The sequence below is a fragment of the Flavobacterium sp. SM15 genome, assembly GCF_022012335.1.
Classification (GTDB): Bacteria; Bacteroidota; Bacteroidia; order Flavobacteriales; family Flavobacteriaceae; genus Flavobacterium.
Map to the genome: position 1 here is coordinate 86,379 of NZ_JAKLTO010000004.1, position 20,228 is coordinate 106,606.

The 20,228-nt window shown below is 31.3% G+C and carries 20 protein-coding genes; 13 read left to right on the forward strand and 7 right to left on the reverse strand.

Annotation, left to right across the window (positions count from 1 at the left end; translation table 11 throughout):
- The first annotated feature begins 13 nt into the window (after positions 1-13).
- Together LZZ90_RS08175 and LZZ90_RS08180 are read left to right on the forward strand one after the other, a co-directional pair.
- Entirely contained in the window at positions 14-658 is a 645-nt protein-coding gene (locus LZZ90_RS08175; protein WP_237790201.1) for a DUF47 domain-containing protein, read from the forward strand.
- A 26-nt stretch (positions 659-684) separates the two neighbouring features.
- Complete coding sequence (locus tag LZZ90_RS08180) at positions 685-1,770, forward strand: inorganic phosphate transporter (protein ID WP_237790202.1); 1,086 nt, start codon at positions 685-687, stop codon at positions 1,768-1,770.
- A gap of 73 nt (positions 1,771-1,843) precedes the next feature.
- Here the strand turns inward: LZZ90_RS08180 and LZZ90_RS08185 are convergent, their stop codons facing one another.
- Together LZZ90_RS08185 and prfB are read right to left on the reverse strand one after the other, a co-directional pair.
- A complete protein-coding gene (locus LZZ90_RS08185) occupies positions 1,844-3,085 on the reverse strand; it encodes an outer membrane beta-barrel protein (RefSeq protein ID WP_237790203.1) in 1,242 nt (413 codons plus the stop codon).
- A 27-nt stretch (positions 3,086-3,112) separates the two neighbouring features.
- A protein-coding gene (gene prfB, locus LZZ90_RS08190; RefSeq protein WP_237790204.1) for a peptide chain release factor 2 occupies positions 3,113-4,208 on the reverse strand; the annotation gives its coding sequence in 2 pieces (ribosomal slippage) (positions 3,113-4,144 and positions 4,146-4,208; 1,095 coding nt in all).
- 48 nt (positions 4,209-4,256) lie between these two features.
- Between prfB and LZZ90_RS08195 the strand changes: the two genes are divergently transcribed.
- Positions 4,257-5,282 (forward strand): low specificity L-threonine aldolase, encoded by a 1,026-nt coding sequence (locus tag LZZ90_RS08195; protein ID WP_237790205.1) that lies wholly within the window; start codon positions 4,257-4,259, stop codon positions 5,280-5,282.
- Here the strand turns inward: LZZ90_RS08195 and LZZ90_RS08200 are convergent.
- Together LZZ90_RS08200 and LZZ90_RS08205 are read right to left on the reverse strand one after the other, a co-directional pair.
- Positions 5,279-6,979, reverse strand: coding sequence for an RluA family pseudouridine synthase (locus LZZ90_RS08200; RefSeq protein ID WP_237790206.1), 1,701 nt, complete (start codon positions 6,977-6,979; stop codon positions 5,279-5,281). The genes LZZ90_RS08195 and LZZ90_RS08200 overlap by 4 nt on opposite strands.
- A gap of 273 nt (positions 6,980-7,252) precedes the next feature.
- A complete protein-coding gene (locus LZZ90_RS08205; protein WP_237790448.1) occupies positions 7,253-7,393 on the reverse strand; it encodes a hypothetical protein in 141 nt (46 codons plus the stop codon).
- Between the two features lie 179 nt (positions 7,394-7,572).
- Between LZZ90_RS08205 and LZZ90_RS08210 the strand changes: the two genes are divergently transcribed.
- From LZZ90_RS08210 to LZZ90_RS08240, 7 genes are all read left to right on the forward strand, one after another.
- Positions 7,573-8,739 carry a phosphoribosyltransferase gene (locus LZZ90_RS08210; RefSeq protein ID WP_237790207.1) on the forward strand — a complete coding sequence of 389 codons (1,167 nt, stop codon included), beginning with the start codon at positions 7,573-7,575 and terminating at the stop codon, positions 8,737-8,739.
- Positions 8,736-9,629, forward strand: coding sequence for a DNA-processing protein DprA (locus tag LZZ90_RS08215; protein WP_237790208.1), 894 nt, complete (start codon positions 8,736-8,738; stop codon positions 9,627-9,629). Before LZZ90_RS08210 ends, LZZ90_RS08215 begins: the two co-directional genes overlap by 4 nt.
- A 277-nt stretch (positions 9,630-9,906) precedes the next feature.
- The gene (locus LZZ90_RS08220) at positions 9,907-11,931 is read left to right on the forward strand and encodes an AHH domain-containing protein (RefSeq protein WP_237790209.1); all 2,025 of its coding nucleotides are present in this window, start codon (positions 9,907-9,909) and stop codon (positions 11,929-11,931) included.
- 3 nt (positions 11,932-11,934) lie between these two features.
- Positions 11,935-12,651: an imm11 family protein gene (locus LZZ90_RS08225; protein WP_237790210.1), complete on the forward strand. Its 717-nt coding sequence runs from the start codon at positions 11,935-11,937 to the stop codon at positions 12,649-12,651.
- A gap of 198 nt (positions 12,652-12,849) precedes the next feature.
- A complete protein-coding gene (locus LZZ90_RS08230; protein ID WP_237790211.1) occupies positions 12,850-13,806 on the forward strand; it encodes a hypothetical protein in 957 nt (318 codons plus the stop codon).
- A 32-nt stretch (positions 13,807-13,838) separates the two neighbouring features.
- The gene (locus LZZ90_RS08235; protein ID WP_237790212.1) at positions 13,839-14,888 is read left to right on the forward strand and encodes a hypothetical protein; all 1,050 of its coding nucleotides are present in this window, start codon (positions 13,839-13,841) and stop codon (positions 14,886-14,888) included.
- Positions 14,889-14,914: 26 nt separating this feature from the next.
- Positions 14,915-15,913, forward strand: coding sequence for a hypothetical protein (locus LZZ90_RS08240; RefSeq protein ID WP_237790213.1), 999 nt, complete (start codon positions 14,915-14,917; stop codon positions 15,911-15,913).
- An 89-nt stretch (positions 15,914-16,002) separates the two neighbouring features.
- Here the strand turns inward: LZZ90_RS08240 and LZZ90_RS08245 are convergent, their stop codons facing one another.
- From LZZ90_RS08245 to LZZ90_RS08255, 3 genes are all read right to left on the reverse strand, one after another.
- Complete coding sequence (locus LZZ90_RS08245) at positions 16,003-16,224, reverse strand: hypothetical protein (RefSeq protein WP_237790214.1); 222 nt, start codon at positions 16,222-16,224, stop codon at positions 16,003-16,005.
- A gap of 1 nt (position 16,225) precedes the next feature.
- Positions 16,226-16,954: a helix-turn-helix domain-containing protein gene (locus tag LZZ90_RS08250; RefSeq protein ID WP_237790215.1), complete on the reverse strand. Its 729-nt coding sequence runs from the start codon at positions 16,952-16,954 to the stop codon at positions 16,226-16,228.
- Positions 16,955-17,228: 274 nt separating this feature from the next.
- Positions 17,229-17,705: an NUMOD4 domain-containing protein gene (locus LZZ90_RS08255; protein WP_237790216.1), complete on the reverse strand. Its 477-nt coding sequence runs from the start codon at positions 17,703-17,705 to the stop codon at positions 17,229-17,231.
- An 826-nt stretch (positions 17,706-18,531) separates the two neighbouring features.
- On the opposite strand from LZZ90_RS08255, the gene LZZ90_RS08260 reads away from it, so the two are divergent.
- From LZZ90_RS08260 to LZZ90_RS08270, 3 genes are read left to right on the forward strand one after another with little or no spacing between them, the layout of a single operon-like run.
- A complete protein-coding gene (locus LZZ90_RS08260) occupies positions 18,532-18,951 on the forward strand; it encodes a hypothetical protein (protein WP_237790217.1) in 420 nt (139 codons plus the stop codon).
- A 5-nt stretch (positions 18,952-18,956) separates the two neighbouring features.
- Positions 18,957-19,421: a M15 family metallopeptidase gene (locus LZZ90_RS08265; RefSeq protein WP_237790218.1), complete on the forward strand. Its 465-nt coding sequence runs from the start codon at positions 18,957-18,959 to the stop codon at positions 19,419-19,421.
- A gap of 29 nt (positions 19,422-19,450) precedes the next feature.
- Entirely contained in the window at positions 19,451-20,218 is a 768-nt protein-coding gene (locus LZZ90_RS08270) for a methyltransferase (protein WP_237790219.1), read from the forward strand.
- The last annotated feature ends 10 nt before the right edge of the window (positions 20,219-20,228 follow it).

Here is a 20,228-nt window from a genome sequence, read left to right on the forward strand (position 1 = left end):
AATTAACACACACATGTCATTAAACAGTATTTTCCAATTTTTGGTACCGAAAGACAAAAAGTTCTTTCCATTGTTCGAACAAGCTGCTTCAAACTTAACGTTATTGGCAGACACACTTCATGAGGCAGTTAATGCTCCAAAAAACGAAAGAGAAGATTATTACAAGAAAATTGAAGAATTAGAAGCGAATATTGAGGAAATAACTCATAAAACACACCTTGAGTTAAGCCGCAATTTCATTACTCCATTCGATCGTGAAGATATTCACGCGTTAATTAAAGCAATGGATGATGTTGCTGATTATATGCACGGTGGAGCAAGCAGAATGCGTTTGTATCAAGTTGAAAAAATCACAAAATCCATCCGTAAATTAACGGAGATCAACCTTGAAGCTTGTCAGTTAATTTCAAAAGCGATTCAGGATTTGAAAGGTATGAACGATTTGAAAGCAATTACCGATGCTTGTAAACGTATCAACAAATTAGAAAGCAAAGCGGATAACGTATTCGATAAAGCTGTTGCTGACATCTTTGAAAATGAAACCGATGCTAAGAACATCATTAAGTACAAAGAAGTGTTATCTTCATTGGAAACAGCTACCGACAAATGTAAAGGTGTAGCGAATGTTTTGGAGTCTATCGTTGTTAAACACTCGTAATCGGGTTTCTTTTCGAAATTAATCTTATGGATTTTACACTACTTATAATAATCATTGTATTAGCATTGATTTTTGACTACATCAATGGTTTCCATGATGCGGCCAATTCAATTGCTACGATTGTTGCTACAAAGGTTTTGACCCCGTTTCAGGCGGTGTTGTGGGCAGCAGTTTTTAATTTTGCCGCTTACTTTATTTCAAAATATTGGATTGGAGAATTTAAAATTGGTAACACGATTGCAAAATCGGTAGACGAGAACTTCATTACTCTTGAGGTTATTTTAGCCGGATTGATTGCGGCAATTGTTTGGAATTTAGTAACATGGAAACTTGGGATTCCATCGTCTTCATCACATACTTTATTAGGAGGTTTTATGGGAGCAGCATTGGCACATGCCGGTGCGCTTTCTGCAGTTATCAATGGAGAAACTGTTGATGTTATCAACTATGCAAAAGTTATTCCAACCTTCTTGTTTATTTTTTGTGCACCTTTGGTCGGGATGATAATGGCCTATCTGATAACAATACTCATTCTGAATATCTGTCGAAAGGCAAATCCTCACAAAGCCGATAAATGGTTCAAGAAATTGCAGTTGGTTTCTTCGGCACTATTTAGTTTAGGACATGGAGGAAATGACGCTCAGAAAGTAATGGGTATTATCGGAGCTGCGGTTATCTGTTATAAAATGAAATTAGGTGATGCGGTTTATATGGCTGCGGAATCTAAAGAACGTTTTAAATTGTTTGTTGATGATGATTTTTGGTGGTGGGTGCCTTTAGCTTCATTCGTTGTAATCGCTATGGGAACCATGAGTGGCGGTTGGAAAATCGTCAAAACTATGGGTTCTAAAATTACAAAAGTAACGCCTTTAGAAGGTGTTGCTGCTGAAACTGCGGGTGCTGCAACGTTATATATTACAGAGCATTTAGGAGTTCCGGTTTCTACAACGCACACAATTACCGGTTCTATTATCGGGGTTGGAATTACAAAACGTGTTTCTGCGGTACGTTGGGGAGTTACCATCAGCTTATTATGGGCTTGGATTTTAACGATTCCGGTATCAGCTGCCATTGCAGGAATTATGTACTACTTATTAAAGATATTTATTTAGAATATTTTTTTCATGAAATAAAAATCCCGATGTGTTTGCATCGGGATTTTTTGTTTTAAATATTTAAAGCGAATTAGCTTTTCTTTTTGGTAGAGAATACTTCATATTTTAAAGCAAAAGAAGTATTACTGAAGTTCATCTGTGTAATAACATATGGAGAAATATTTGAGCTTAAGTAATGTCTTAATTCACAGAACATTTTTTTGTAGGCAAAACCTAAACCTAGACCGAATGAAAGATCAAAAGTTCGAGTTTCTAAATCTCTTACGTAACTTTTTTTGCTAATAAACTGAGCATTTGCAAACGGGTTTACAAATATTTTAGAATTGTTATTTAAAAAGAAATAGTGTCTTATTCCTATAGGAAGTTGAAACATTTTAATCTCAGATTTACGTTCAAATGTATAAGAATAATATTTTTCAGTTGTATTCGACTTAAAACTCATATAATTTGGTTCAAGAAATACAGACCATTTATTGTTGTTAAAAGGCATGATTGCTTCAAATTCAAAACCAAAACTTAAAGGAGTATCTTTGAAATCAAAATCAATATCGTTGTAAAGTACACTAGAATTCTCATAATTAAAATTAACTTTAGCCATGTTTAAGGCAACTGAAGGCTTTATATTAAAATAAGTTTTTTTTCCTTTTGAAGAGGCTTTTACTTTTTTAACATCAATGCCATTATAGTCTAAAAAGTATTTGGTTAAATCATCTTCATTGTATTTTAAATTTTCAATACTTCTTTGCGAAGTATTTTCTTTTTTTACAAACGTCCAGATTTGTCTTTTGTAGGTTTCATTGTATAAGATATCATTGATGCCTAATCCTGCAATATTCCTTGTGTCTTCATAACTTGCTTTGTAAGGAATGTAAACTAACTGTTTTATTGGGCTTCCGTTAGATGTGAAAAAGAATTTTACCATATCCGCTTCTTCATATTTGTATAAAGTTGCCGTTCCGGAAACGAGTTCTTTTAAAAATAAACGTTCATTTTTAAATTCAGGCTCTCTTGAAATGGAAACATCAGATAATCTGGTTTTAGAACGTTCAATATCAATGTCGAAACGAACGAATTTTGAAGCATTATCAATTCCGAATTCAGCAACGGTATTGATTGTCAGTTCTTTTGGTTCATCACTTTCGGTAATTTTGAATTCTAATGATGTAGGATTGTTTTTCCAATCAAGGTTTTTTATCAAGCCTTCGGTTTTGTTTCCGGTATTATCGATGTAATAACCTTTTTCAAATCGTGTTTGGGCATTGATTAAATTAGAAAGGGCTAATAAAATTAGTAGGTAAAAGTTTTTGTTCATTGTTTTTTATTAATATTAATGCTGAGTTTACTCTTCTTTTTGTCCCATCATCATTAGATAGGCTTTTAAAAATTCGTCAAGATTTCCGTTCATTACTCCATCAACATCGCTGGTTTCATAACTGGTTCGAACATCTTTGATTAATTTGTAAGGATGCATAACGTAGTTACGTATTTGTGACCCCCATTCGATTTTCATTTTACTTGCTTCGATGTCGGCACGCTGTTCCAATTGTTTTTTCAATTCGATTTCGTATAACTGAGAACGAAGCATTTGCATTGCTCTTGTTCTGTTATCTTGTTGAGAGCGCGTTTCCGAGCATTGAATCTGAATCCCAGTTGGTTTGTGAAATAACTGAACTTTAGTTTCAACCTTATTAACGTTCTGTCCACCTGCACCGCTGGAACGGGATGTTGTGATTTCAATGTCTGCAGGATTGATTTCAATTTCAATAGTATCATCAACCAAAGGATAAACATAAACCGAAGCGAATGAGGTATGGCGTTTTGCATTACTGTCAAACGGAGAGATACGCACTAATCGGTGCACTCCGTTTTCACCTTTTAAGTAGCCAAAAGCATAATCGCCCTCAAATTCTAGAGTTACGGTTTTGATTCCGGCCACATCACCTTCCTGAAAGTTCAGTTCTTTGATTTTGTACCCTTGTTTTTCGCCCCACATTAAATACATACGCATAAGCATAGACGCCCAGTCGCAACTTTCTGTTCCTCCGGCTCCGGCTGTAATCTGTAAAACGGCGCTCATGCTGTCTCCTTCATCGGAAAGCATGTTTTTGAATTCCAGATTCTCGATATGTAAAATGGTATTGTGGTACTGATTGTCTAACTCTTCTTCAGAAGCATCTCCTTCTTTAAAGAACTCATAAATGATTTGAAGTTCCTCAGACATAGTGTTGCCTTTTTCGTAATCTTCCACCCATTTTTTCTTGGATCGAAGGTTGCGCACAATGATTTCCGCCTCTTTAGCGTTGTTCCAAAAATCGGGAGCGAAGGTTTTTTCCTCCTCGTTGGTTATCTCGATAAGCTTCTTATCGATGTCAAAGGTACCTCCTTAACGCACCAAGGCGCTCAATAATATCCTTAATCTGTTCTGTATTTACCATAAAAATCATAATTTTATACCCACAAAAATAGACATTCCTTTTCAGAATATGGAAATAAATTTAGTTAGTGATACGGTTACCAAACCAACACCGGAAATGTTGCAGTATATGTTTCGTGCCAAAGTAGGTGACGATGTGTACAGGCAAGACCCTACAGCTGTGGAACTTGAGGAAACGGTTGCAGACTTATTTGGAATGGAAGCGGCTTTGTTTTTTCCTTCGGGAACTATGGCTAATCAAGCAGCAATTAAATTACATACTCAGCCTGGCGATCAGTTAATTTGTGATAAATGGGCACATGTTTATTTGTATGAAGCCGGTGGAGCATCGTTTAATAGTGGTGTTTCCTGTTCTTTAGTTGATGGAAACAGAGGAATGATTACATCACTTCAAGTTGAAGAGCATTTGACAGATCCGGAATTTTATCATAATCCAAAGACTTCCTTGGTTTGTATTGAGAATACCACCAATAAAGGAGGTGGAGCTTGTTATGATATAGAGGAATTAAAAAGAATCAGGAAAGTTTGTATCGATAACAACCTGAAATACCATTTGGATGGAGCGCGTTTGTGGAATGCTTTAGTGGCTAAACGTCAGCATCCTAAGCAGTATGGGGAGTTGTTTGATACGATTTCAGTTTGTTTATCTAAAGGAATGGGCGCTCCGGTTGGTTCTTTGCTTTTAGGTGATAAGGAAACGATTCACAGAGCCTTACGAATCCGTAAAGTTTTGGGTGGCGGAATGCGTCAGATAGGGTATTTGGCTGCAGCCGGTTTATATGCTTTGCAACACAATGTGGGAAGGCTGGAAGAAGATCACCGAAGAGCCAAAGAAATTGGTGCATTATTACAGCAGTTGTATTGGGTCGATAAAGTGGAACCGATTGAGACCAATATCCTTATTTTCTCCGTGAAACCTCAATTTGACGAGAATCTTTTGATGGAAAAATTAAAACAGAAAAACATCTACATCAGTTCTATGGGAAGAGGGAAATTACGAATCGTAACTCACTTGGATTATAAACAAGTAATGCACGATTACGTGATGGAAGCCTTGCAGAAACTCGAGCTTTAGAATTCTGGAGCTACTTCAAACGTAACAATTTCTCTGGTTATTGGGTGTTTGAATTCGAGCCATTCGGCGTGTAGGTGTAATCGATCTGCTTTGGTTCCGTATAAATCATCTCCAACAATCGGACAATTCAGTCCTAACGAATGCGAAGCATGAACACGAAGTTGATGTGTCCTTCCGGTTATCGGCCAGAAATGAATTTTGGTTTTATTCTCGTTTTGAGAAACAATTTTCCATTGTGTTTTTGCCGGTTTTCCGTGTTCGTAACACACTAATTGACGTGGACGGTCTTCTAAATCTACACGTAAAGGCAAATTAATTTCTCCTTCATTTGCTGAAACTAATCCATTAAGTAATGCAACATAACGTTTTTTTACTGTTCGTTTTATGAATTGACTTTGAAGTGCTTTATGAACGTCTTTGTTTTTAGCAATAAGCATTAAACCTGAAGTTGACATATCCAAACGATGAACAATTAAAGGTCCGGTTGCATTTGGATACTTCAACCTCATTCGCTCATAGACAGAATCCTGAATGTTGATTCCCGGTACCGATAAAAACTCTGCAGGCTTGTTTACAATGACAATGTAATCGTCTTCATAAACAGTTTCAATATCAACACCATCAGCCGGATTAACAAGCATCGGGTTTTCATCAACCTCTAAGCCTTCAAGCATATGTCCTAAAATCGGTTCGCATTTTCCGCGACAAGCAGGGTAGAAGTGGCCGTGTTTTCTGATTTCTGATTTTGGGGATTGACCCCACCAGAATTCCGCCATGCAAATCGGTTCTAACTGATGCTGATAGGCGTAGTGCAAAAGTTTTGGGGCAGCACATTCTCCCGCAGCGGCAGGAGGTTTTCCCTGAACAGTATTTTTGAAAATTTCGAAAAGACTTTTGGTTTCTCCGCAAGCATTTAAAAAACTGTATTGCTCAAAAAGTTGTTGTTGGAGCGCGTTGGATTTGTTTTTGCGGTCTTCTTTTAAAAATGAAATGCGGTTTGTGAAAATTTCCACTTTTTCTTGAGTTTCAGTTAACCGAACTTCCCATTGACGTGTAAAATCTTTTAAGAAATAAGCCTGCTTTAAACTCTCTTTTTTTAATTCTTCCAGAAGATTTTCGAACGATACCGAATCCAGATTATCATTTACTGCCTTTTCACGAATTGCTTTTCGTTCCTTTTTTGAAGCTTTGATTTGTTTTTTGTAATTTTCCAATTCAACGTTGAAAAGTTCAGTTTCTTTAGCTAAAAGTTGTTCCAATGCTATAAATTGTGAATTGTTTTCAAGCGCTTCAATTTCAGCGTTTATTTTATTGAGGATATCTTCTTCTTTTTTAAAGAAACCACCTTCTGTAAGCATATCAAAAACAGGCGGAACAAATAAAGAATGATTGTTTTGGCCCGCTAATTTCCCTGAAAAAGCTGCCAAATAACCAATTTCGTTTTGCCTGTTACGGACTACCAAAACTCCAAACATTTTTCCAATCACCAAACCTTTCTGGTCTTCATCTAAACCGAAATTATGTCTCCATTCTTCTTGATTTTTAAGGTGTTGTTGTAGTTCTTCTGAAGCTAAAACAGCCAATGGATGTGGCTCGTAATAAAAAGGAAACGTAAATCGCTCCGGAATTGAATACGAAGTAACATCTTGTTGAAAAGATGTAAAACAAGGATTATGTTGTATCTGGTTTTGATCCATTATTCAAACTGCATTTGTTTTCCGGTTGGAATTTTTAAGTGATAATTCAGCTCGTCCCCAGAAAAACTACTTGTGTCCCAGAATTTTAAAAAAACCTTTGCTTTTTTAGGAAAATTGTATCTGCTTGACTTCTTTTGTTGAGCAAATAGTATAAAGCTAATTTTTTTCTGCAATTTTAAGAATTGATTTTCAAAGTCAGTTCTGAAATAAGGTTTGTTTTTCAGACTTGGTTAATCAAGAAGGCTGTTTTTTTTAAGACGGCCTTTTTTTTATTTATTTAAACAAATCCATTCCCGGAATATTTGGCATGCCTTCTTTGGCTACGGCGCCTAATTCTGCCTCTTTTACATTTTTATAATGGCTGTTTTTAAAATATTTTTCAACTAACTGATTTTTAATTACTTGTAAATTCATTTTATTTTTATAAAATATCGATTTATATTTTGATTTAAAATATTTTACAAAAGTATCAAATTATTATTTAATGTTCGCCTAAATTAAATCATTGATTATTCATTAGAATTTACCCATAAATACTATTACATATTAATATTAATTTATCAATATTTTCTTATTTTTGAAAAAAAGACATAATGAAACTACTGATAACATCTATTGATGCGATAATTGATAAAGCAACTGGAAATTACTTTGATGGAATCAAAGAAGTTTTACACCATTTTGAAAGTTTGGATGAACAAAACAAAGTTGTTATACTTTCAATTCATAAACAAAAATTGGAAGCTATTCCAGATGATTTCTATAAACTTCAAGTTAACGGTGGTGGTAGAAAAGGTGCTGGTTTGATTCAAGCAATTAATAACAAGTTAGGTATAGCCTATAATGATATGCTTGTATTAGGGGCAAAAGAAGATGATTTTATTTTAGCTGCAAATTCTAAGCTTATTTTATTAACTGCTGATTATGCTAAACAGAATAATCCAGAAGATAGAATTTATGCTAATAAATACGGAATTTGTATTTTAAATGCTGATAGATTAAGATTCTTTATTGACCATTTTCTTAATATTAATAAACCATGGTATTATACTTTGCAAGTTGATGAAGATACCAAACTTTATGGTTTAACAAACGCAATGACTTTAAGAGAAAATAATCAAACGGTCAGACAAATTGGTGATAAATTAAGGGATTATTTAAAAGAAGGACTAACAGAATTTAGAAATCCATTTTTAATTTATGCTTTGATAAGCGTTTACCAAATTTTTAAAGAAGCAAGTGAAATCAACTACTGGGGTTATTACCCATCATCAACAGCTGCTGAAAATGTTGAATTAAAAACCTTCAAAGAAGTATTAAGAATGTCTTTTAAATCAACGCCTAAAAAAGAAGATATTTTGATTAGACATAAACCTTCTGTTGCTCGAAAAACTATGAGTGAAACTAGGCGTGTTGAAAATGGTTGTGATTCTGAATTTGATTCAATTATTGTGAACCCAGCAATCAGTCATTTAATTTATGGTAAAAATGTATGTATAATTGATGATTTTACAAATCATGGAACATCTTGTGAAGCTGTTAGACATTTATTAAAAAAGGCTGGTGTGAACAAAATTATTTTCATTGCTTTAGGTAAATTTAGGGTTGATTATAAAATTTATAATTATGAATTAGATGGTGACGTTTGTGAAGTTGGTTATACTTATAAAAGAATTGGTAATTTTACCACTGTTAGAGGAACAATTAACCCACATTATTCTGATGAACTAATTGAATCATTAAAACATTTAGTATCTTGAAATTAGAACTTAAAGAAATAATTCTTTTAAAATACATAACGAATTATAACATCAAAGTTATTAAAGCTTATGCTGATGTTAATAATACGTTTGAAGAATTATTGCATTCAATGATTCAAACACATTTGCTTACAGAAAAGGATATTCTTGATGCTTATTCGCAAACTGATTTGGCACTTGAAAAATTAGAATATTACAACGTAAAGACAATTACTTTTTACGATGATGATTACCCAGAATCTTTAAAAAGAATCAATGATTCACCGCTTGTTATTTATTATAAAGGAATTCTAAAATTAGATAAATTGTCGGCTGTTGTTGGTAGTAGAAAGGTTTCCAAGTTTGCTAAGAAAATCACCTATGAAATTGTTGATTGGTTTAATGAATTAGAATATGGAATTGTTTCTGGTTTGGCATTAGGAATTGATACTTATGCACATGAAAAGGCTGTGCAAAATAAACAATATACAATGGCTGTTTTGCCAAATGCATTAGATACTATTTACCCAACTTCAAATTATAAACTGGCTAATGATATTTTAAATAGCGGTGGTTGTTTGGTATCTGAATTAATCTTTGGTGTTAATCGTGGTAATAAAAGTTTTGTTCAAAGAAATAGACTTCAATCAGCGTTTTCAGATATAGTTGTTCCAATTGAAATGGGTGTTGATTCTGGAACTATGCACACAATTGATTTTGCAAAACGTTACCACAAAAAAATTGGTTTATTCAAACCAACACCAATGTTAAGTGAATTAGAACAATATTCTGGAATTACTTATTTGATAAATAAACCACATAGTTTACAATCAATTTTTAGTGATAAGGATTCATTTATTGAAATGATGAATAAATTGAATTCAAAAGAACAACTAAATTTTGACCTTTAAAATTTCAGTGATGTTTTTCTCACTTTAATCTCTATTGAGGTGTCATATGATTTTAATTGAATATCACTAAATTTCGGGAGTGTTAATCACTAAATTTAGTGATATGCTTTTATTTGTTTAAGCAATACTTTGCGTCAAATTTTTAAATTATTTTTTATAAGATTTTTCATTTATTTGTAACAATAAAAGTCTTACAATTTAGTTTGGGAATTATAGGGTATTAATAATTCTTTTTCAGCCCCAATAATGTAAAATGAAAAAGTAAAAACTCAATTAGATGAAACAAAAAATCAAATTATTTGGACTGCTTTTTATTTCAATAATATCTCTTGCGTTGTCAAGTTGTGAAAGAGATAATGAAGTTGAATTAATTCAAAAAGAAAAGAAAGGTTTTAAATCTAGTACAATAACATTTAAAGAAGTTGAGAAAATAAATCTCAAAGCTTACAGAACAATTGAAAAAATTCAATCAAAAAAGAATCTTGTAAATGCTAGAGGTGAATTATTTGGTTATTCCGTAGACTCTTTGCACGTTAACCTTGTTGAAAGAGAAGATGGATTTCAATCATTCACCTTTAAGGTTAAGCAAGATTTTGGATTAAACTATTTTGAAAACATTGTTTTTAATAATTATCCAGATGGTACAGTTAATGTTGTTTTAACAAAGTTTAATTTGAATAAACCGCTTGAGGATATCGACCCTAATGCAAATTTTAACGATTCTGTTGTTAGTATTGATGTCTTTAAGTATGATTTTGGTAATCAGAATTTTGTAAAAGATACGTGTTTTCAAATTGGATATTATACAGAAGTTGAGAAATGTGAAGGGGAATTAGTTACACCAAGTGAAAACCCAGAATGTTTTGATTCAAATGGCAAAAAACTCATGAAACAAGTCTTTGTTTTAATTGGGGAAGGGTGTACTGGCGGTGGAGCTGAAGATAATGGTGGAATTAATGTTGGGGGTACTCCAACAACACCACCACCAACTACTGGAAATGGTGGTGGCAGTAGTGGTGACCCTTTAGAAGGTATTTTTATTCCAAACCCTTATGAAGGGGAACCAGATTTATCAAATGAAGATTTTCAATTATCTTCTCAAGTAGGTTACTTTTTACAATTAAATCCAATTTTTAGAGGGTATAGAACTAATAACCAATATTATTGGATGCATGCGGCTACTGTTGACTTTGTTAGAAATAATGGGAATGTTTTAAATCAAGCTAATAAAGACGCAATTAATTTTTCTTTAACTAATTTTAATACTTTTCAATTAAGCTTAAATATGTATAATTGGACTAATACTTCTGTCGCAAGGTTTAAGTATTGGACGTTTAATTATTATTTGCATAATCCCACACAACAAGCAGTAAATGTTGTTACAGAAATAAAATCACTTGCACAAAGTGAAATTAACTCTGAAGAATATACACTTGAATTTGTTAAGAAGTCAATTGATGAAGATAAAATATATAATGAGTTAGATGATAATTTTTTGAATGCTGTAGATGGGTATATGGATTTAGACATTGCAGCTTATAATGATGCGATGTTAGCTAATGACCCGTTATATATTCATTTTACAATCCAATGTGCTGTTGTAAGAGCAATGCATCCAGAATGGAATAATTTGCCAGCTTGGCAGAGAGAGCTGAAAGTGTATTGGTATGCTTCAAAAGAGTTTGTACATATTACACTTGATATGTTCGGTTTAGTACCAGTCGTTGGTGAAGTAGCTGATTTAGCAAATGGAGTATTATATTTAATTGAAGGTGATAATGTAAATGCAACATTAAGTTTAGCAAGTTCTGTTCCAGTTGCTGGTTGGGCAGCAGTCGGAGTAAAATATGCAGTTAGGGTCGATAATGTTGTTTCAATAAGTTCAAAGGTTAAATTAACTTGGAGAGTATTACCAAATAATATTATTTATTTTGGTAGTGAATCAACATGTAGAAGGCAATTGAGAAAGTCTTTAGGACTTTTGACTGGCAACGCAAATAAGGGACATCATATCATACCATTAAATAAGCAAACTCATAGAGTTGTTCAAAAGGCTGCTAAATCTGAAAATGCTTTTCATTTGAATGAAGCATTAAATGGAATACCTTTGAGTGGTGCAGTTCATAACGGAAGTCATTTTCATTATGATGCAATAATTGGTCAAAAGCTTAATGATTTTTCAACTAACTTTCCAAACGCTACGCCAAACCAGTGTTATGATAAAGTTACAGAAATAATACAAGAAGTAAGAACAGCTATTCAAAACAATCCAAATACTCCTATAAACGAGTTAAATTTTTAAAACATGAGGTACTATTCTATACAAGATTCTTTAGATAAAAAAATATTAGGACATAACCCACAAGTTAAAGATGTTATTTATCATTGTGATGTATGGGAAGACCCCATGTTTATTGATAAATTCCATTTTGAAAAGATTGATATAGAACCAATAGTAGCTAACCCGTTGTTACATTCAAAATCTAATTTAACAGATTTAATATCAACTAATTCAGTTATAGGTTTTTCATTTACAAAATTGATTAGTAGTAAATTTAAAAATCTATTGGAAAGTAAGAGAAAGACTAGATTGCAATTTTTTCAATGTTCGGTCTATAAAGATGGTATTGAACATAGGGATTATTGGTTGCTAAATGTTTATGACTTTAATTTAGACATTATTGATTTTACTCAAACTAAAATTAGTGTTGGAGTTAAAAAAGAAGGTGGGGGTACGGAAAGAAAATCAATTGAAGTACAGAATGTAGATGAATTCGTTAAAGTGTCTAAAATTCATTATGATAAAATGGAAGTAGTCACGTTAGATAAAATTTATATAAATGAGAATGTTAAAGAAGATTTCTTTTTTATTAAGGACGGTGGTAAATATGTAGTTTCTGAAACTTTTAAAAAAGAAATTGAAGATTCTGGATGTACTGGTATAGAATTTCAACCATTAGAACTTTCAATTAATGAATGGCTTCAAGGTGGTGAAAGGGAAAAAGTTTATGGTAAAGCATAAAATGAAAGGGAGCTAAATGCTCCCTTTTTTAATTTCAATTTTGGATAAATAATTTGATAAAATTGAAAAGAGTAGAAAATGTATTGTTATTTAATTTTGGTTATTCTTTTTGTAAGCATTTTTTCAGAATTCATTTATTATTAATTTTCTAGTTTTATAAGAAATGGCTTATTTTAGTAAATTAAAATTAATACTAAAATGGACTTCAAGAAACATCTTGATTTTGTAAAAGATAATTTGAATTTGATAATAATCTTACCACCGTTATTAGGTGGTTTATGGCAAATAATTGAGCTTTCAAGTATTTCATTTTCATTTATCCGATTCTTTTCTGTGACTCAAATGATACCAGATGGTCTTCTGGTATTGTTGATACTTTCGATTATGTCGTTATCAGTTTACTGGATATATTTTCTATTTAAAACTTTAAAAGAAAAAGCAGAAAAAGAAACTGATAAAGATGAAGAACCAAGTTTAAATGTTGTGAACAATAAACGCCAATGGAAAGGTGTAATTTATTTTGCTATATACATTGGGTTGATTTTTTTGTTGGTACGTGTATCTAGTTATTTTATTAATAACATTGAATACACAATTTCAATATTCGGTTTTCTACCAGTAAATATTTTATTGTCATTTTTGATATTTGTATCATGGCATTATTTTGAAGAAAATTGGGTTCTTGATAAGAAAAAAAGATTAAAGGAATTAGATTTACTTATTCTACTTTATATACTGGTTGAATTTATGTGTTTTTTATATTTTATAGTAGCATTCCATCATGCGTTTATGTTACCGAAAGAATTGAATAATATTCAAAATTTGGAATGCAAAATTAAAAGCGTTGAACCTACGTTAAAGATGGAAATTCTTTACGCAAATGATAAATACATATTTGTGGGACATAGGGAACCATCTAAAGAAAAAGAAGGTAGAACAGAACTAACTGATATTAGAATTTTCAAGTTTGAAGATTTGCTTGATGATAATTCATGTAATGAGATAGAAAAAAGAAAGCTGTTTGTTAAAGATTCAATCGCTAATCTTCAAAACGCCAAACGAATTAAAGATTCAATTGATAAAGTCAAAGCAATAAAAGAAAATAAAATTGCTGATTCAATCACAAATGTAAATAAACAGAAGGTTGTTAAATAAAACGTATTTTTAAAGATTAAAATATATTGGTTATGGATGAAGAGTTTTTAAGAAAAATTGGCGAATCAACTGGGGAATTTAATAGAGCAAAAAGTATTGCTGATTTAGCTGGTGCATTTTCATCACAATCACCGATTGATTTAGTAACGCAAAGAAACTTATCTGCTTTTGATTATAGAGTTCCAGCAGTAACAGCAATGGCTAATTCTTTAAGAACCCAAGATTTTGATTCTTCAGTAAAGGTTGCTTATGGAAGGGTAGTAGAAATGATGAATCAAATGCAGTTCTATAAGCCAGTTTCTAATCCAATTAGTAAATCAATGATTGATATTGTTCGTGATTTTTTAAAAAATCATGAAGAAGCTTTAAAATCACATCATGATATTACAAAGATTAAGACATTAATAACTAGCGGTGCTAAATTTGATACTTTTAATTGGCGTGAAACGTATCCAGAATTTTTTACTAAAGAGAAAAAAATTGAAGGTTCTAGTGAGTATTCTAAATTCAATGATAACTTAGATAAATTGATAGGTTTATCTATAATTGATGAAAATTCAACACTAGTCGATGGCGTTGCTCTCTCAGTAAATTTAGATTCAGATATTGAAGCAGCTGAATTAACAAAAGGAAATGAAGAAATTTTTTCAATTGCTAATCAAACAATAGAAGAATTATTTCAAGGAAAGACATCCTATGAAGAAATTTATAATGAATTCTTATTAAAGCTTGAAAAGTTTGTATATAATCAATACACCGTTGGATTAACAGTAGGTATCATTTCTAGTATTATTTCTGGACTTATAGTTTACTTTATAGTTAAAAATATAGAGACAAGTAGTAACGTCAATGAAGTTAAAACCGAACAGATAATACCAAAAAGTGAAACTATATTAACTGAACAAGTAATTCATGTGAAAAAAAGAGGTGATAAAACATCTAAGACTGTTGCAACACTTCCAATTGGTATTGAAATTACTATTGAAAAACGATATAGAACATGGACGAAAATCAAATTTATTAAAGATTATAATGAAGAAACTGGTTTTTGCTTAAACACTGAATTAATAAAATCCAAGTAGTTCAATCTCAATTTAAATTTAATAACATGAATGAAGCTTTACAATCTTTATTTTCAAACATAAGAAGCAAATTTACCAATCCATTTTTTGGTACATTGATTATAGTTTGGGCTTATAGAAACTGGGAATTATTATACACATTAGTCAATTTTGATGAAGATTGTACTTTAATAGATAAGAAAATTTTTATTTGGAATTATTTCAGTGCAAAGTATAATTTCTGGATTGAGTTATTAATAAACGTTGGTCTTGCTTTGTTATTTATGGTTATATCTTATGGGTTAATTGTAATCACAAGATGGTTTGTTTATAGGGTTGAAAATAGAATTATACCAGAATTGTATTTCAAGTCGTTAAGCAAATTATATGTTACAAGAAAATTATATGATGATGTAATAATAAATAGAGATAAGTTTTTTAATGAAGTTACAGAATTAAAAAATTCAAATACTGTATTGTATAATGATAAAGAACAACTTGCATTAAGTTTAGATGGTGCAAACCAAAAATATATCATTGCTAATGAATTAATTAATCAAAAAGATTCTGATATTGAATCGCTAAAGAATAGTACTGAAAGAATAAACGAAAATTTAATAGCTAAAGATGTTGAAATTCAAAATTTGCATAAAGAAACGATATCGTTAAGAAGCTCAAATACTTATTATTTTCATCGTAATGTTAAAACTAGTTTGCAACTAAAAAATTTTGATTTATATATTGGCAAACAAATTGACGGTAGTTTTCATGTACAACAGAGTGATATTGAAATTATGAAAATAAATAAACAAGAGAATTTTTTTATTAATATGGTTTCAACTGTCTTAAAAGGCGATATTGATAAGACCACAAATTTTAGTCTTATTAATTCAATATCTTTAGAAAATTTAGAATTAATAACATTCTATGAAGGTAATAATGATGAAGTACAAGTTTATACTTCTAGTAATGTTATAATTACCCCTAAAGGAATTGGATATTATTATTACCTTTTAGAAAATGAAAATGATGTACATGAAATTTAATTTATTTTTCGAGAGAATGTGTTTTTTCATCCGATTCAAGAAAAATTATAATTGAATTAACTGCTAACGTTCGGTAATCAAAATCCATCTTAATTATTATAATTTTTTAATGCTTTCTGACAATCTTTTTCAATCATAAATTTTGCATCATCGATGGCTTCAGTTAGCTTTTTAAGTAGCGGTTCAATTTCTTTAGAGTATAGGTCTTTATTGAACGTTTGATAAAAGATAAAATCCAGTTTATCCATTTTATCAAAATCAAATTCTGAAAGAAATTGATGGTATCGGTTTAGTTTTTCATAAGATTCCATTTTAAGATTGGTAATAATTATCTATTATTTTGTATAAGTCATAATCAAAGTACTTTTGAAGATTACTATTGCTATTTTTAATCTTATTGATTAGACCTTTTTTTGTTGAAATGTCTTTCCAATTTTCTAAAAACATATTTGGAATATAAAAGACTTGACCATAATTATTTTTAAACTCAATATCTGAATATCCTTGTTTTTTTATTCTTACGTAAATATCTTCAGAAGCATCCAATTCCGCTTTAAAATCATCTTCTTGTTCAACTTGTTTTGGTTGAATTTGTTCTGGTATTGATTGATTTTCTGGTTGATGGTCAGCCATGTCTTCAATTGAATTAACAGCTGGGTTAATTGTTTCTTGTGTTTTGGCTTGTTTTTTTGCTTTAGGTTTAGCAGCACCAGATGAAACAAATTCAAATAAAGCAACTTCATCAATAATCATTTCTTTGCTATTTATCCAAGAATCATATTCATTGGTTGCAGAAGTTTCTTCAGATTTGAAAAATGGTGTTCGATTTAATCTTTTGATTGCGCCTTTTAGAGTATTTATGCTTAACCCTAGTTCTTTGGCTAAAGTAGCATTTGATTGTTTACATATCAAATCATTTTGTTGCCACGATAAAACACGTGCAATTATAAGTTTCTCAGTTGGACATAATGCTTTACAAGCTAAGATTTTTGTGTAGTTTTTTGTGAAAGTTAATTCATCATTGTTGGTAAATGTTTTCATTCATAATCATATTTCCTTATTTGTTATGCTCCTAATTTTTACTTGGTAAGGAAAGCTGATAGGAGCTACCTATCAGCACCCAAGGATTTTTAAAACTTTACTGTTTGTATTTAATAAATATTTGGTTTTTTCCAAAAAACCAAAAAATGAAAAATAATTTGATAAAAAATTTTTCCTACGTAATCGCCAGTACTAATTAGTTACCCCATATTTTCAATTTTACTTCTAATTTCAATTTTTGTCAATCCTATTTCAATCTAAAAAGTGTTAATCATTAATTCATTAATAATTTTATTTTTTCAAGGTAAACTTTATTCGCTTCTTGGGGTGTATCAAATGTACCTAGATGAATTGTTTTTTTACCTATACCAATTTTTGCTGCAAATCTTGAACCCTTTTTTACAACACCTTTATAACCAGTATTATTTATTCTTTCTTTACTAATATTATCCCTAATTGAAATCAATCTCAAATTTATTAGTGTATTATCCGATTTGTCACTGTTAATATGGTCAACAACAAAACCTTTTGGTGATTCTAAAATATTATTGAAGGTGTTAAAAACTAATTTATGTATTTTAACATATTTACTAACACCATTATTATGTAACCCAACATATAAATAACCTCTACTATCATCATTAGCTTTTAATATTTTTTCTTTATTAAATCTAATTGATTTAACATTACCCAGATTACTTATTTCATATAACCCTTCATATCCATTAATTGGTAACCAAATTTCTTTCATAAGTTTTTTTTATAAGTATACTATCTGATATCATATATGTAAAGTATAAGTTCAAAAAATGTTATTATAAGTTCTAGTTTCCAAGTTGAATATTCTTGATTTGGCAACCTTACTACTTTTATTAAAGCGCATCAAGGTAAATTGAATTTTTTTTATTTGTTCCAGTTGAAATGGGTGTTTTAAATTCAGAATGGTTACTGTCAAAAATGATTCGGGGTACTGTCAAAAATGATTCGGGGTACTGTCAAAAATGATTCGGGGTACTGTCAAAAATGATTCGGGGTACTGTCAAAAATGATTCGGGGTACTGTCAAAAATGATTCTTCATAAGTAGATAAAGAGTAGATTATTAATAGAAAATAATTAGATAAATATTAAATAACTTTTATATAAACAAATTACTACAAATTACATTTAAGTTGAAATGTGTTTCTTCATATCAATTTCTTTAAAATAGAATTTATTCAATTTTACTAATCTCATTTCAACTTACTTAATATTTAGAAGCGTAGCTTCATATTATCAACTTTAGATAATATCCCATTTCAACTAAAAACATACTTCAACTTCCCGAAGGGATATATGGCGAAGCCTTCATCATATCAACTGAAAAATAGTACACCACATCAACTGCCGAAGGTAAAGCTAACTTCAACCCCTACGGGAAGGAAACCCAGCCCGCCAGCCATTCGTAGAATGAAAATAAGGCTGTTTAAGACAACTTCAACCCAAAAACACAAAAGTACCTTCAACTTGAAAATTAAGGTCTAAAAAGACTTTACATACAGCCTATTCAAGTGTAAGTTTTATCATAAATGAATACTTTATGATTAAGACAACTTCAAAAGGGCAAATGTTCTTACCAAACGTTGGTAAATACAAACCTTTCAGCATAACATACGATGAAATTGACAATGAAACCATTCAACTGGATATAGTGGGGTATGGTTGCATCAATTACTTTGACCAATTAGATAAAGAAATTGAACTTGAAATCAATATCAACATAAATAACCAGTTGAAAGACTACACTGAATTAACTGGACATGATTCAAGTGAAATTGAGTACTCTTTAAATTTAAAACCTACCAAAATCTTAAACAGACAATACAACACTCTTGAAGCTGGTGTTGAAATGTCCATTGTCTTCAAAAAACCAGTTCAAAACGCTTCAACGTATCAATTACAACCAACAATTGAACTTATTTCTTCAATGGTTTTGGCTGAAATCTTCATAACTCAATAATCACAATGGATAGCGTAACAAAAAACAGAATTGCGTTGTTGCATCCATTGGTACGTCAAGAAATGAACACCATTATTGACGAATGTAACAAGGTTTTAAACGGACGTTCACAAGTTAGAATCTCACAAGGGCTTAGAACATTTGCTGAACAAGATGCTTTATTCAACCAAAAACCCAAAGTAACCAACGCTAAAGGCGGTCAATCGGTACATAACTATGGTTTTGCCGTGGACATTGTCCTAATAATTGACGGCAAAACAGCAAGTTGGGACACTGCAAAAGATTGGGATGGTGATAAAGTTGCTGATTGGGATGAATGCGTAAAGATTTTTGCCAAACATGGCTGGTCATGGGGCGGTAATTGGACTGGTGGATTCAAAGATATGCCACATTTTGATAAAATCGGCTTCAATAACTGGCGTATTCTTTCAAAATACAAACGAGATAAAAACGGTTATGTGATTATTTAAAATAACAAGAAGATTAACGATTATGAGAATTGGCAAAGCTTACCAAACAACAGATAAAACAACACAATCAAGCGGTTGAATATCTTCAAAAAGATGAATTAACGTTTGATGAAAAGCTTTTCGTTTTTGAAAACTGGAATGAAGGCGCAAATAACAACAATGCTGAAGCTGGTGCTTTCTTTACACCGTTTGGGCTTGCAAGGGATTTTGGAATTGAAATGTATAGAAACGCCAAAACCATTGATTTGTGTGCTGGAATTGGAATGTTATCATTCATTGCGTATCACTATTACGGATGTACTGATATAACGTGTGTTGAATTGAATGCCAACTACGTTGAAGTTGGTAAAAAGCTATTGCCAGAAGCTAATTGGATTAACGCTTCAATCTTTGATTACAAAGAATTTGGACATTTTAAACAAGCCATCAGCAACCCACCGTTTGGTAAAATCAAAACTGGATTACCAACAGATTTAAACTTGAAATATAAGGGTTCTGAATTCGACCTTATGACCATTGATATTGCTTCACAAATTGCTGATTATGGCGTTTTCATATTACCACAAGCTTCAACACCATTCTTATATTCTGGACAGCCATTTTATCAAGATTTACGTGAAAAATCTAAAGGGTACAATCCTTATTATAAATCATTACCCAAAAAGGTTGAAAAGTTCATCAAAGAAACGGGATTGATTTATGAATTCAATTGTGGGATTGATACCAGCTTTTATAAAGACCATTGGAAGGGTGTTTCACCGATATGTGAAATTGTATGTTTCGACTTCAAAAACTAAAACCAGCTTT